This window comes from Bacillus methanolicus MGA3 (assembly GCF_000724485.1).
Classification (GTDB): domain Bacteria; phylum Bacillota; class Bacilli; order Bacillales; family Cytobacillaceae; genus Bacillus_Z; species Bacillus_Z methanolicus_A.
Map to the genome: position 1 here is coordinate 2177450 of NZ_CP007739.1, position 14366 is coordinate 2191815.

The 14366-nt window shown below is 37.6% G+C and carries 16 protein-coding genes; 2 read left to right on the forward strand and 14 right to left on the reverse strand.

From position 1 onward, the window contains the following. Positions 1 to 205: 205 nt before the first annotated feature. The 13 genes from BMMGA3_RS10530 to BMMGA3_RS10590 all read right to left on the reverse strand — a co-directional run bounded on the left by BMMGA3_RS10530 (position 206) and on the right by BMMGA3_RS10590 (position 12838). Entirely contained in the window at positions 206 to 1987 is a 1782-nt protein-coding gene (locus tag BMMGA3_RS10530; protein ID WP_004435365.1) for an ATP-binding protein, read from the reverse strand. After that, positions 1984 to 2700: a response regulator gene (locus BMMGA3_RS10535; RefSeq protein ID WP_004435367.1), complete on the reverse strand. Its 717-nt coding sequence runs from the start codon at positions 2698 to 2700 to the stop codon at positions 1984 to 1986. Before BMMGA3_RS10535 ends, BMMGA3_RS10530 begins: the two co-directional genes overlap by 4 nt. 101 nt (positions 2701 to 2801) lie before the next feature. Then, the gene (gene ccsB / locus BMMGA3_RS10540; RefSeq protein ID WP_004435370.1) at positions 2802 to 3983 is read right to left on the reverse strand and encodes a c-type cytochrome biogenesis protein CcsB; all 1182 of its coding nucleotides are present in this window, start codon (positions 3981 to 3983) and stop codon (positions 2802 to 2804) included. Positions 3984 to 3994: 11 nt separating this feature from the next. Beyond that, complete coding sequence (locus tag BMMGA3_RS10545; protein WP_004435372.1) at positions 3995 to 5623, reverse strand: cytochrome c biogenesis protein ResB; 1629 nt, start codon at positions 5621 to 5623, stop codon at positions 3995 to 3997. Positions 5624 to 5643: 20 nt separating this feature from the next. Then, a complete protein-coding gene (resA, locus tag BMMGA3_RS10550) occupies positions 5644 to 6168 on the reverse strand; it encodes a thiol-disulfide oxidoreductase ResA (RefSeq protein ID WP_004435374.1) in 525 nt (174 codons plus the stop codon). Between the two features lie 176 nt (positions 6169 to 6344). Next, the gene (rluB, locus tag BMMGA3_RS10555; RefSeq protein WP_004435376.1) at positions 6345 to 7064 is read right to left on the reverse strand and encodes a 23S rRNA pseudouridine(2605) synthase RluB; all 720 of its coding nucleotides are present in this window, start codon (positions 7062 to 7064) and stop codon (positions 6345 to 6347) included. Between the two features lie 144 nt (positions 7065 to 7208). Next, positions 7209 to 7742 (reverse strand): spore maturation protein, encoded by a 534-nt coding sequence (locus tag BMMGA3_RS10560; RefSeq protein WP_004435378.1) that lies wholly within the window; start codon positions 7740 to 7742, stop codon positions 7209 to 7211. Positions 7743 to 7747: 5 nt separating this feature from the next. Further along, complete coding sequence (locus BMMGA3_RS10565) at positions 7748 to 8341, reverse strand: nucleoside recognition domain-containing protein (protein WP_004435380.1); 594 nt, start codon at positions 8339 to 8341, stop codon at positions 7748 to 7750. Beyond that, positions 8334 to 9482 carry a D-alanyl-D-alanine carboxypeptidase family protein gene (locus BMMGA3_RS10570; RefSeq protein WP_004435382.1) on the reverse strand — a complete coding sequence of 383 codons (1149 nt, stop codon included), beginning with the start codon at positions 9480 to 9482 and terminating at the stop codon, positions 8334 to 8336. Before BMMGA3_RS10570 ends, BMMGA3_RS10565 begins: the two co-directional genes overlap by 8 nt. 304 nt (positions 9483 to 9786) lie before the next feature. Continuing rightward, positions 9787 to 10677, reverse strand: a complete 891-nt coding sequence (locus BMMGA3_RS10575; RefSeq protein ID WP_004435384.1) for a superoxide dismutase — start codon at positions 10675 to 10677, stop codon at positions 9787 to 9789. A gap of 130 nt (positions 10678 to 10807) precedes the next feature. Then, positions 10808 to 11296, reverse strand: a complete 489-nt coding sequence (locus BMMGA3_RS10580; protein ID WP_004435387.1) for a YpuI family protein — start codon at positions 11294 to 11296, stop codon at positions 10808 to 10810. 203 nt (positions 11297 to 11499) lie between these two features. Continuing rightward, a complete protein-coding gene (scpB, locus tag BMMGA3_RS10585; protein ID WP_004435389.1) occupies positions 11500 to 12084 on the reverse strand; it encodes an SMC-Scp complex subunit ScpB in 585 nt (194 codons plus the stop codon). Continuing rightward, complete coding sequence (locus tag BMMGA3_RS10590) at positions 12071 to 12838, reverse strand: segregation/condensation protein A (protein WP_004435390.1); 768 nt, start codon at positions 12836 to 12838, stop codon at positions 12071 to 12073. Before BMMGA3_RS10590 ends, scpB begins: the two co-directional genes overlap by 14 nt. Before the next feature lie 202 nt (positions 12839 to 13040). Here BMMGA3_RS10590 and BMMGA3_RS10595 point away from each other — a divergent pair, with 202 nt between their 5' ends. Further along, positions 13041 to 13136 carry a YjcZ family sporulation protein gene (locus BMMGA3_RS10595; protein ID WP_004435392.1) on the forward strand — a complete coding sequence of 32 codons (96 nt, stop codon included), beginning with the start codon at positions 13041 to 13043 and terminating at the stop codon, positions 13134 to 13136. 110 nt (positions 13137 to 13246) lie between these two features. Then, the gene (locus BMMGA3_RS10600; RefSeq protein ID WP_004435394.1) at positions 13247 to 13774 is read left to right on the forward strand and encodes a DUF309 domain-containing protein; all 528 of its coding nucleotides are present in this window, start codon (positions 13247 to 13249) and stop codon (positions 13772 to 13774) included. 3 nt (positions 13775 to 13777) lie between these two features. On the opposite strand, the gene BMMGA3_RS10605 is transcribed toward BMMGA3_RS10600, so the two are convergent. Continuing rightward, positions 13778 to 14140, reverse strand: coding sequence for a GNAT family N-acetyltransferase (locus tag BMMGA3_RS10605; protein WP_004435396.1), 363 nt, complete (start codon positions 14138 to 14140; stop codon positions 13778 to 13780). Between the last annotated feature and the right edge of the window lie 226 nt (positions 14141 to 14366).

Here is a 14366-nt window from a genome sequence, read left to right on the forward strand (position 1 = left end):
GATATCTATATACGAAAAGTTACATCTATAAATATAGACTTTTTCAAGCAAAAAAGAAAGAGGATAATAGGTAATTCTTTCCTCAAACTTTTTATTAAAGGTGCACTTTTCCACAAAAAACAACCTCTGCCATTAAGACAGAGGCTGCTTAAAAATAGAAACCGCGTTTCCCGTGAATCAAGACTAATCGGCATAAATCAAGAAATTACTCGATATTTCGAGGAATCATAAAGGAAAATGTCGTGCCGTGGCCTAGTTTGCTTCGAACAGATATATGACCTTTATGGGCATCGATAATATGTTTTGCGATCGAAAGTCCGAGTCCTGTACCGGATCCACGTGTTCTGGCCTTATCTGCTTTATAAAAACGCTCGAATACAAACGGCAAATCTTCCTTCGGAATACCAGAACCTGAATCGCTAACTTCAACGTGCAGACCACGTTCATCAGTATCCACTATAACTGTTACAAATCCTTTTTCCGGGGTGTGCTTAATCGCATTGTCGATTAAATTTGTTAAGACTTGTTCGATTCGGTCGGGATCAAAACGGTATGTTGTATGATTATTGTTTAATTTGAAACTTAACTGAATATTTTTTTCTTTTGCTAAACCTTGAAACTTCTTGATGATCCTAAGAATATACGGCTCAATAACTACTTCTTCGATTTTAAGTTGAAGATGACCTGCTTCCATTCTGGCAAGATCCAATAATTCATTAACGAGGCGTCCCATTCGCAATGATTCATCATATATGACTTTCGCCATTTCTTTTATCTCTTCATCCGTACTTGCCATTCCATCAACAATGGCTTCACTGTACCCCTGCATCAACGAAATTGGAGTCCTCAATTCGTGTGAAACATTGGCAATAAAATCATTTCTGAGTTTATCCAGTTTCCGCTCTTCTGTCATATCCCTGATAACTGCTACAGCGCCGCGAATATACTTATTGTTATAAAGCGGACTCACAATAAGAACCCAAAAGCGACCTTGGATTGAAATTTCTCCAATTTGCTCTTTTTCAGTATTTACGGCCTTTTGAAATAATTCCATTACTTCGGAAGGAACTGCCTCTTTGTTCGGATGAGTATCATTCTGTTCAAAATACCAATTTTGCAAAAAACGATCCGCAGGCGGATTAGTGATCAAGATCGTACCGTCGCGATTAAACGTAATAACACCATCTGCCATACTGCTTAATATGCTAGCCAGCTGTTCTTTTTCCTGGCTTAATGCATTCATATTAAACTTTAACTGTCTGCCCATTTGATTAAAGGCAGTCGCAAGTTCACCAATTTCATCATGGGTCAGAATCGGTACTTTTGTATCAAACTTACCACGCGCCACCTCAAATGCTGCTTCACGCATCTTCCTCAATGGGGAAGTTATTCTCGTTATGAGGAAAAACGCAAAAATCGTTGTTAAGACAATCGCAACTCCAGCAACAAGAATAATAAACTTTGTTGTTGTACGGGTCGTCTCTTGCATAACCTCAAGAGACTGGTAAATAAATACAGCCCCTTTTTCATTATCAAACTGAAGCGGAACACCAATGATTAAAATTTGTGTTCTTTCACCATCTTTGCCTTTCTTCGGTGGAGTATAAATGCTCTTAACAAATTTTTTTCCTTGAAAAACAGGAGATAAATTCTTATCATTCAAGAAAACTTTAAGAGGCAAATGTTGTCCCGATTTCGTATTAGGCGAAAAATAAGCATGGTCTTTATCTCTTATAACAACTGCCTTAGTCACTTCATCAATCATTTCCCAGGAGATTTCAAGGCTTAAATCGAATTCTTCAGGGGCATGTTCTTCAAGAACCCGAGAAATTCTATTTGCCGTTTTCGTTAATCCTTTTTCAGTTTCTTCAATATGATAGTTTTCAAAAAAGCCAAGAAGCATGACTGTGAGAATAAATAAAACAAAGGAAACCAGCAAAATGATGGTAATCCATAGCTTACCAACTACACTACGTAAAAACATCATTCATTGACAACCTCAAACTTATAGCCTACTCCCCAGACTGTGACAATCATCTTCGCAGCCTGTTCAGATACTTTATTCAATTTTTCACGCAATCTTTTTACGTGTGTATCTACTGTTCTTAAGTCTCCAAAGAACTCATAATGCCATACTTCTTTTAAAAGCTGTTCCCTGTCAAATACCTTATCAGGTGATTTTGCCAAGAAGTGTAATAATTCATATTCCTTTGGAGTCAAGCTGACTTCTTTTCCGTCAGCAACAACACGGTGTGCATCGTTATCAATCGTTAAATGAGGGAATACAATAATATCTTTTGTTGTTGTATCTGTTTGCAAGTAGCTAGTATTAGAAGATCTGCGCAACAAAGCTTTAACCCTGAGCACTACTTCCCGAGGGCTGAAAGGTTTTACAATATAGTCGTCTGTACCAACTTCAAAGCCCTGAACCCTGTTCACTTCTTCTCCTTTTGCCGTTAACATTATCACAGGAGTAGCTTTTTTCTCCCTTAATTCCTTGCAAACTTGAATCCCGTCTTTTCCAGGCATCATCAGGTCAAGTAGAATTAAATCATAGTCATTTTCGAGGGCTTTCGCTAATGCTTCATTGCCGTCTTCTGCTTCTTCAATGAGATAGTTCTCTCTCTCCAAATACATTTTCAGCAGGCGTCTGATTCTTTCCTCATCATCAACAACTAAAATTTTAACATCTTTTTCCATAACTATATCCCCCTTACAGATTGATTTATTAGTATCGTGATAATGTTACAAAAAAGCCCCCACTCCGGTGAAAGTGAAGGCTTTCTAACAGCGAATTGCCGTTAAGTGCCTGCGTAAGAATGCAGCCCGGCAATAACAAGGTTAACTGCGATTAGATTAAACATTATGATTACAAACCCGATTACAGCAAGCCAGGCAGACTTTTCACCGTGCCAGCCTTTTGAAAGGCGGAGATGCAAAAAAGCTGCATAAAACAACCATGTAATAAGAGCCCAAACTTCTTTCGGATCCCAGCCCCAAAATCTTGTCCACGCAATTTGCGCCCAGATCATCGCAAAAATCAAGGCACCGAGTGTAAACACCGGAAATCCGATCAACACAGAACGATACCCGATTTCATCAACTAGATCCAAATTGACATTTTTAACGAGTGGCTGTAAAGCAGCTGCAATCCGCCTCCGCAAAATTAAGCGGATTAGACCATATAAGACGATTCCCGCTCCAAACGACCAAATCACTGTGTTTAATTTTTTTGCGTTAATGATTGCCGGCATTTCAACAAGCGGTTCAAACTTGCCCTTTGTGACAAGTTCACCTTTGTGCGGTCCGGTAATTGCAGGCATTGTATAATCGACTGTTGCTTCATTACCGTTTTTATCAATCCAATGAAAAGTGGCTTTATAATTTGCCATAGAAAATGCAGTTGAAACTACAACAAATCCGAGTGTGACGATTAACCCAAACATAACGGCTTCCAGCCAAAACGTCCTCTTGCTTCCTTTCGATTGATCGACTGACTTCACTAGATAGATCAGTCCTGCAGCAAAACTTATAGAAAGAATTGCTTCGCCGAGCGCAGCCGTCGTCACATGTATATGTAGCCAGTCGCTTTGAAGCGCAGGAATTAACGGAGTTATATCCCTCGGAAACATGCTTGCATAGGCAATAATCAATACTGCTACAGGAAGCGTAAATACGCCTAAAAGAGACGTTTTATAAATGAAATAAATAACGATAAAAGCAAATACAAGGCACATACCAAAGAAAGTCGTAAACTCGAACAGATTGCTGACAGGAGCATGTCCAGCAGCAATCCACCTCGTTATAAAATACCCTAATTGGGAAAGAAAACCGATAATCGTTATCCCGAGGCCGATTTTCGCCCAGCGGTTTGTACCTTTATCAACAGATCTTTTATCTTTAATAGAGCCAGCGAAAAACACAATAGCAACTAAATAGAGAATAAATGCCGTATATAGCAAATTAGAGCTGAGTGCTGCCACTTGGTTCCCTCCTAATTTTTAGTGTCGGAATGCAGCTGATCTTCCGGTTCGTTTATTCCAGTGTCAGCAAATACCGTTTGTATTTCTCTTTTAAGGCCGTGCCAGTTTTTATTTGTATGGGCAGCCACCCATACTTCATCACCTATTTTTCGAATCCATATCCGGCGGTGATTCCAGTACGCTCCTTGCACAACACCTATCATAAAAATAACACCGCCAAGGCTAATGATCCAGAGCGTCGAATCTTTTCGAACCGTTAAACCTGAAACATTTTTCGTTTCAATTCCGTTAAATGCCATTTTATATTCATTATTTCCAAAAGGCTCAATCGTTTGCCGTATCGCAACAAAACTTACTTCTCCCTTTGGCTTATCAGGTGCGTACATTTTAAAAACAAAAGCAGGATTGTTAGGAATCTTTGATTTCGTTACAGGCTTATTGTTCTCATCAAATTCAAAATCAGGAAAATAGCTTAACAGCTCAACGGAATATCCATTTCCTAAATCATATTTTGTTTTAGGGTTATATAAGTCAATTGTAACTGTTCCATAACTCTTTTTCGTTTTCTTGTTAATCAAACTAAATGACATTTTATTTAATTCATCTAACTTGTAGTCAACTTGATAGATAGCAAAATCATCAAATTTCAGGGGCTTATTAACACGAATTTTATAGTCTTCTACTTTTTTGAGTTCAGGCTTTTCTCCCGCTACTGTATTACCCTTTTTCTTATAAAGAGTAACATCAGATTGATATTTTTTTACAACCATTCCAGCCCGGTCGATTGCTTCTTTAAATACTTCATTGTCTTTATCTTTATTATAAAGTTCTAGTGAAAATTTATTGTTGTGTAAATAGTACTTTCCGTTTGTTTCAGGGATCACCTTCGTTTCCCCTTCACGAACCCAAAGGACCTCGTCAACATACATCCCTGGGACAAATCGAAGCATTGCACCAATTAAGAAAATAATCAAGCCGACATGATTGACATACGGTCCCCACCGAGAAAAACGGCCTTTTTCAGCAAGAATATTACCATTTTCTTCTCTAATATTGTATCGTCTTTTTTTCAGCCTTTCTTTTACTTTCTCATATGTTTCATCACTTACATCGGCAGCATCTGTAATACCAAATACTCGCTGACGCTTCAAGAATTCTTCGTGTCTAGTAACTCGCTGTTTTTTGAGAGCACGATACAACGGAACTACCCTGTCCAAACTGCAGATCACAAGTGAAATTCCGATCGAAGCGATTAAGGCAAGATACCACCATGAACTATATAAATTATGAAATCCTAGTTCATAATAAATTTTACCAAACCAGCCATATTGATCCTCATAATATTCTGAGGCCGGCATAACCGGTGGAATGTACATTTCCTGAGGCAAAATCGTTCCTATTGCGGAAGCAATCAATGTAATAACAATCAGCGTAACTCCGACCTTTACGGACGAGAAAAAATTCCATATTTTATCAATGATCGTTTTATTATACGTTTGTGAGCGCCTTGCGCTTCCCTCATAACGCATATCAACAATTGTTTTATCATTCTCCAGTTCACCGAGTGCTTTTCCGCAAGCTTCGCATAATACGGTGCCGTGCGGATTTACGTGCCCGCATTCACATTTTACTTGATTCATATATAAAAACTCCCTGTAACTTATGGTTTAATTTGCTCCATAAAATCATTAACCATTTTTTCGGTAAGTTCACCTTTGTGATATTTAATCACTTTTCCATCCTTATCAATCAGAAAAGTTGCCGGAAGGGGATCTATTCTATATGCAGATTGAACATCCCCGCTTTTATCGTTCAAAATCGGAAAATCCAACTTATAAGTTTCTGCAAATTTCTTCACAGCAAAATCAGATTCACCTACATTTACTGCCAATACTTGGACGCCCTTTTCTTTGAATTTATTGTATTGGCGATTAATAAATGGCATTTCTTCTTCGCACGGTTTACACCACGTTCCCCAAAAATTCAAAAACACGCCTTTGCCCTTATAATCGGAAAGACGGTGTTTTTTACCGTTTAAATCTGTTAACACAAAATCTGGGGCTTTTTCGCCAATCACTACTTTTTCAATTTCATCTTTTTTAAAGTTCTCATAGAGTGTATAGGCAACAGCAGCCCCAAGTACAATTAAAATCAATGTTCGAAGAACTAAACGCTGTTTTTTCATGATTACCCTCCATATTCTAAAAGTGCAAGCACATTCGGAATAAGCATGCTAGGTTATATGTAAAAGACACACAAAAGGTTATTCATAACATTTCATTTTATTATAACATTTTCCATGATAGACACATTGTTTATAAAAAAAGGAAAGTGTGAAAGTTATATGAACTTTCCGCACGTTTATTTTTGTGCAAGAGCTCTAAGCTGTTTGACCTCATGTGGGGTTAGTTCCCTTATATCTCCAGTTTTTAAACCTTTGAGTGTTAAAAAACCGTATCTTTCGCGTTTGAGTTTTAAGACTGGATGTCCAATCGCTTCAAACATTCGGCGTACTTGTCTGTTGCGTCCTTCATGAATCGTGATTTCAATAATAGCTGTTTGTTTTCTTTTGTCAAACGATAACAGTTTAGTTTTTGCAGGGGCGGTTACTCCATCTTCCAGCTTAATTCCTTTCTCCAAGCTTTTTAATTTTTCTTTCGATGGTATTCCCTTCGTCTTTGCGACATATACTTTTTCGATTTCATTTCGCGGGTGCATGAGAAGGTTGGCAAACTCCCCGTCATTTGTCAATAGTAAAAGTCCTGATGTATCATAATCCAGCCTGCCGACCGGATAGATCCTCTGCTTTATATCCGGAAAAAAATCTGTCACTACTTTTCTATTTTTATCATCACTTACACTGGAAAGCACCCCTCTCGGTTTATAAAAAAGAAAATAAACCGGCTCTTCTTTCTCAATTGGAATATCATTCACTTCTACTTTATCAGACGGACTGACTTTAACCCCTAATTCTTTCACTACTTTTCCATTCACTTTCACTTTTCCTTGTAAAATCAGCTCCTCTGCCTTGCGCCTTGAAGCGACTCCAGCATGAGCAATTACTTTTTGAAGCCTTTCCATTTATGTCACCTCTTTAATGGTCAGCAAAAAATTCACTTTACCCTTATGAATTATGACACAAATTAGCTTGAAATCAAAGTGTCGCTATTTATTATTATGACAATAAAAAAGATACCTGTTTTCAAGGCATCTTTTCTTGTCCTATTATTTTCCAAAAATAAGCATCACAACGGCAAATGCTGCCACAAAACCGACGAGATCAGCCAACAATCCAACTTTCAAAGCATCGCCCATCTTTTTTATTCCAACTGCACCAAAATAAACAGTCAGAACATAAAAAGTCGTATCAGTACTTCCTTGAAATACAGAAGCAAGTCTGCCGATAAAAGAATCAGGCCCATATGCTGCCAATAAATCACTTGTCATTCCTAACGCTGCATTGCCTGATATAGGCCGGATAATGGCAAGAGGAACAATTTCCGGCGGAATTCCAATCGCCTTTATTCCCGGCCTTATAAGATCCATCAGGAATTCAAGTGCTCCGGATGCCCGAAAAACCGAAATGGCAACCAGCATTCCTACCAAAAATGGGATAATCGAAACAGCGATTTTTATCCCTTCTTTTCCGCCTTCAACAAAACTTTCGTAAGTAGGAACTTGCTTATATGTTCCATAAATTAAAATCAATCCGATAAGCACCGGAATAATCCAGAGCGAAATCGTTGATATGATTTCCATAAGATTCATCCTTTACGGCTTCGTTTTCGTCGGTAATAAAAATAACGATCAATCAAGACAGCTCCAACTGCAGAACAACATGTTGCAACTAATGTCGGTCCGACAATATCTGTCGGATTAGCAGAATGATAATTCATGCGGATTGCTATCACCGTTGTCGGTATTAAAGTAATACTTGAAGTGTTAATGGCCAAAAAAGTGATCATAGACCTGCTGGCACTGTTTTTGCCTCCGTTCAATTCCTTTAATTGTTCCATCGCTTTAATTCCCAAGGGTGTTGCAGCATTTCCTAGTCCGAACATGTTTGCCATCATGTTTGACAGGATGTAGCCCATTGCAGGATGATCTGGAGGAACTTCCGGGAATAAACGTTTGACAAGAGGACGAAAAAACATGGACATTTTAACTAACAGCCCCGAATCTTGGGCGATTCTCATCATGCCAAGCCAAAACACAAGAATGCTTATAAGACCTATGCAAAGTGTTACGGCTTCCTTGGCACCCTTAAATATTGCTTCATTTACTTCATTTATAGTTCCATTGATCATTCCAAAGACAATTCCGATTACCATCAAAAAAACCCAGATATAGTTAACCATTGCTCTTAACACCAATAACTAAAGTAAATATATTTCTAAAAAAATCAAAAAACGATTCATCATTCGTTTCAGAATTGCGATAATAAATTGGCTGGCTTGCCAACATTTTTTCATCTAAATAAACGATCGCCTTTCCGACTATGTTAGAGACTCCGCATTCCTTTTCCCATTTTTTCTTAGGTTTGATTAATTTATATTCTACTCTTAACTTGTCTTTTTCCTGATCTGTTAATGGAAACAAGAACGGATGATTAAGATATAAATGATTCTTATAAAATGAATTTTTCACGGCTTTTACCATACCTTTCGGTAAAATCTCGGCCATTTTATAATTGTTAAACGCCATTTCATACATATGGATATGGTCATTCCAATCATCTGGCCCATTTAAAGTAACAGCAATTAAATTCATTCCGTCCTTCTCGGCAGTTGAAACAAGTGTTCTCTTAGCTCTTTTCGTATAACCTGTTTTCCCCCCTGTACAATACTCATACATCTCTGTGAGCAGCCTATTTTTATTTCGCCAAATCCGATCCCAGCTTTCATCCGGGTTTGGAGCCCGGTAAACCTTAGTCCCAGATATTTCTCGATATTTTTTATTCATCATCGCATACCTTGTTAATAATGCCATATCATATGCAGTCGAATAATGATCCTCATGATCATCAAGTCCGTGTGGATTAGCGAAATGAGTATTTGACATGCCAATTTCTTCCGCTTTTTTGTTCATTAAATAAACAAACCCTTCAATACTTCCTCCTACATGTTCCGCTATCGCAACTGCTGCATCATTACCGGATCTGAGCATTAACCCGTACACTAAATCTTCCAATTTAATCTTCTCACCCGGTTTTAAAAAAACCGAAGATCCTTCTGCTCTTGATGCCCGCTCTGAAACTTTAACGGTTTCATTCAGCTTTCCTGACTCGATTGCAAGGATAGCAGTCATGATTTTTGTAATACTTGCAATTCTCCTTTTCGTAAAAGCATCTTTCTCATATAAAATCCTTCCAGAGTTCTGTTCAATTAAAATCGCGGAGGAAGCACTAACAGAAACAGAAGCTTCAATTTTCTGCGGGATATTTAACCATATCATAGAAATAATGAGTAAACAGATTGCTCGTTTCCACTTCCCAATCATTCCAGAAACCTCGTCTCTTTAAAATTGTTTGTACAAGTCTATGCCCTCTCCAACGAGGACATGCATAAAAAACGTGCATGAGTTTTAAATTCCTAACCAAAACATGAAAATAGGCTTCATTTTAAAACATAATTAACATAATAAGGCGGTGTGAGCGGAGCCAAGCACAAAATATTTACAAAGCTAAAATATGTATCTTGCTTAAAATAGGTTGCCTTTCTATTTCTGTCAGCACAGCTCCGCCCCTTTTCCACAAAAAAAGAAAACCGCTGATCGGTTTTCCTGCATTACTTCGTTTATTTTTTTAAAACGGTCTCCATTTTAGTTTTTCAGCTTTATCAAACCGTTCTTCAACGTCGCGCCAGTTTACAATTTTCCACCAATTCTTAACATACTCAGCACGCCGGTTCTTATATTGCAAATAATAGGCATGCTCCCAAACATCAAGGACAAGGAGAGGAATGGTATCCCACTGAGTCAATATCATGTGCAGCTCGGATTGTAGAATTTCCAAATGCCGTGACCTTGGAGACCAAACAAGAAGTGCCCAGCCAACACCTTCTACTTGTTTGGCAGCTTCAGAAAATTGCTTTTTAAAAGTTTCATAGCTTCCAAAATATTTTTCAATTTCTGTCAGAAGTTTCCCTTTTGGCCTTCCTCCCCCATTCGGGCTCATGTTATTCCAAAAAATCGTATGCAAATAATGGCCTGATCCATGAAATGCAAGTTCCCTTGACCAGTGTTTTACAAACGATAAATCCCCTGATTCTCTTGCTTTTTCCAAAGCTGTTTCAGCTTTGTTCAATCCTTCAACATAAGAACGGTGGTGCTGATCATGATGAAGTCTCATTATCTCTTCCGAGATGTAGGGCTCTAAAGCGTTATATTGGTAAGGCAATGGAGGCAATTGATGTTTTCCGGTTGCTACTGATGGTTCACTTATCCAAATAGACCCTACCTGCTGTCTTTCGGCAAAATATCGTTCCATTTCACCGTGCAGTTCTTCAACTTGTAACTGAAGACGGGCAAATTCTTCTGGTGAAAGTGGGTGATGAATCCCCTCGATAATTTCTGTGAACGTATCAAGCCTCGACCAGATTTCTTCATCTTTATCGACTTGTTCGGTTTCCAAAAATTCTCTCAGCTGATTATTCCACGTATATACGTTTTTCACATAATCTTTAAATCCACTCATCTAAGTCCCCGCTTTCCTGGTCATTTCCTTTTTCATCGTATGAAGCGGGTTTTAAAATCATTCTTTATTCTTTTTTAAGGTCATAAAAAAAAGCGGTATTAAGATTGATTACCGCTCTTTGCCAAGTATTTTATTTCGACTGAATCATTTTTGTCCGATAATCAGTCTCATAATATTCTAGTTCTTCCCGAATTCGCTGAAAATCCCCTTCAAGACTTTTAAGAACAGCACTTATGCTGTCAGGAACCTCACTCCGCATTTTAATAGAATTTTTACCCGTATAAGCAGATCGGCTGTCCTCATACCAGACGTCGTTTTTAGGTGAGAAAAATTCTTCAATACATTGATGATAAATCCGATAAAGAATTTTTTCAGCAGCCCCTTTAGAGAAAGGTTCGCTATTCATAATCACTTTGCATGCATCCAACCCTTCTTCACAATGCACGAGCAGTTTACGAATGTGGGAAAGGATGACTTTATAATATTCTTTATCACCCGGCAACTCTTTTTCTAATCCTGACAGGGTTGTTTCATTAAGAAACTGTTCCAATTCTGACACCGTTTTTTCCAAAAAATTTTTTACTTCTTCAACCTGATTTTTCACAATCGTATTCCCCATCTTTCCACCCCCGAAAATTATGAAAAAAATTATTGCATCTGAACTAAAGTTCAAACGAAGAATGCAGCTTGTAACCCCGTTAATTTTCTATTGCTTTGAAAACATCGGGGAGTTATGCGAAGTTTTCATTTAGAAAGGATGAAGCATCCTCAAAAAAGTTAAATTTATTCTATCATAAAATGGCTGCAAATGTGTCAGAAAAGTCAGGAATCAATTTCTTGAAACTTTTCAAAAAACAAATCTGCTTCTTCTTGAACAAAATCTTCCTCCTCATTTTCGGAAAGAGGGGGCAGCTCCTCAATGCTTTTTAATCCGAAATAATCAAGAAATTCCTTTGTTGTGCCATAAAGAATGGCCCTTCCTGTCCCTTCAGCTCTACCAACTTCTTTGATCAGTGCCTTGGCAGTTAAAGTCTGAATTGGGCGCTCTGTTTTTACCCCTCGAATTTCTTCAATTTCTGCTCTGGTGATTGGCTGTTTATAAGCAATAATCGCCAGAGTTTCTAATGCTGCTTGAGAGAGATGGGACGTACCTTTCGACTCCGCAAGTTTTCTTAAATATACCGCATTTTCTTTTTTTGTTACTAGCTGATAAGTCCCTGCTAGCTGGACAAGCATAATTCCTCTTGAGTTATTTTCCTCATATTCTTTCTTCACTTCATCAAGAATTTCTTGAGCTTTTTGTTCCTCTACTTCAAGAGCATCTGCAATTTGCTTTAAGGAAAGCCCTTCATCCCCTGCGGCAAATAAAAGGCTTTCAACAATTCCTTTCCAATTAATGCTTTTCAACCGTTTCTACTCCTTCCATTGAAAAAACAAAAATCTCGGCAAAATTATGCTCCTGTTCCACATTTATTTCATTCCGTTTTATTAATTCAAGAATAGCCAAAAACGTAACAACGATTTGTTCCTTTTCCGGAACAGGAAACAGGTCAAAGAAACTTTTTCGCCCTTTGAAGTGATGTAATTCCTCCATGATTTCAGCCATCCTTTTTTCAATGGAAATTTCCTGTCTGGAAATTTTCGTAGCCAGCGGTTTTTGGAGTTTTTTTCTTCTCAAAAGTTTTTGAATGGCACTAATCATATCGTAAATTGTGACATTAAGATTCAGTTTTTCACTATTCTCTTCTTTTGCATACTTTGATAAATCGCTTGGTGCTTTTGTGAACATTAGTCCTCGCTCTGTCTCAAGTTCCTTTAACTCTTTTGCAGCCTCTTTATATTTCTTATATTCGATCAGCTTCTCCACAAGTTCATCTCTTGGATCTTCCTCCATGTCCATTTCAAAATTGTCACCAAACGGTTCCTCTTCATGTTTTGGGAGAAGCATTTTACTTTTGATCGCGAGAAGTGTAGCAGCCATAACTAAATACTCACTGGCAATATCAAGCTCGAGTTCCTTCATCGTATGTATATACATGAGATATTGCTCTGTAATATCCGCTACTGGAATATCATAAATATCAATTTCAAGCCGATTAATGAGATGAAGGAGTAAATCAAGCGGTCCTTCAAAAGCATCAATCTTAACTTTATATTCCATAAATTACCCACCAAAATCGTAATTCGCAGCAATCAGCTGCTGCTAATATTAGTATAGAGGATTGACAAATGTTATCCAATAGAAATTTGCTCCTATTGATTCGGTCTCTCATGTTTTTTTCATTCATCCGCCCATACAAATGATACGTGATGAACATATGATGTCACTGAATAAAGAAATTGACCCAACAGGAGGTATATTTATGTCTGATGGAAAAGGCTACGGATATGGAACTGGTTTTGCGTTAATCGTTGTTTTGTTTATTCTTCTAATTATTGTCGGTGCATCTTGGTTTTAAATAGAAATGCGGAAGCGCATAAAAATGCCCGGTCAATTCCGGGCATTTTCTTTTTATTCCCGAATTGGAATGTGTTAAACTTATAAGTACATTTGCCGGGGAGTGAACATATGTATTCAAACGAGTATATTCAATTTCTTACTCATTTTCATGGAGACCGTGATTATTTTGAGTGCCATGAAATTTTAGAAGAATATTGGAAGAAGGTTGCAAAAGGGGACAAAAGCTCCGTTTGGGTTGGATTGATATTGATGGCAGTAGCCAATTATCATCATAGACGCAATAACTTCAGCGGAGCACACCGGACACTTGAAAAATCCTTGAAAATCCTTGAAATAAGGAAAAATGAATTGGCTCAGCTTGGCCTTGATTCATTCAAACTTATAAAAATTCTTTCAGAACATTTAGAACTCATAACATCCAATAAACCATACAAAAGCTATAATCTTCCTATTACCGATGAATTATTACAAGCGGTCTGCGAAAAAGAATGCAAAAGAAAAGGGTTTATCTGGTGCAATAAAAGTGATTTAACAAATGAATTTCTTATCAATAAACATCGATTTAGAGACAGGAGCTCGGTCATAAAAGAACGGGAAATTGCAATGATCAATCGAAAGAAAAAAGGCAGCGAATAATCATTATTCACTGCCATGACAAATCTCACATTTTTCTATGAAAGCCGCTGTATTTTCATTTGGTATCAGCTCTTTATCAGGATAAATATCTCTTAATGCCTTTACCATACTCTTGCCTATACCTTGATGACGATGTGAAGGGTTAACAGATATATGATGTATTTCGACTTCGTATTCATTAACAACAAGTACACCTATAAGGCCGATAATATCTTCCTCTTCCTTCCACAGAAACAACTGTCGGTCTTCTTCGGTTTCATACTGCTTCATCGTTTGCTGAAGTTTCTTCAAATCCTTCTCATTTGGCATAAAGGATAAAAGTCCCATTGCTATTTTTTCAAATGCTTTCTTATAACGTATTAACATACTGATCCCTCATTAATGAATTCGAACTTTTTTGTTCACCAATTTATGAACTTTGACATTTAGTATATGTTGAAATGTGTTATGGCGTGTCTAGTAATTGACCTTATCATATAAAAATGATGGCAATTCTTCAATTTCTTGTCAAGGTCATTTTATATCATTGTATAGGCGCAATAAAGAACCAATAGAAACATCCCCATAGCAACGACATGACAAGAATAAAAGA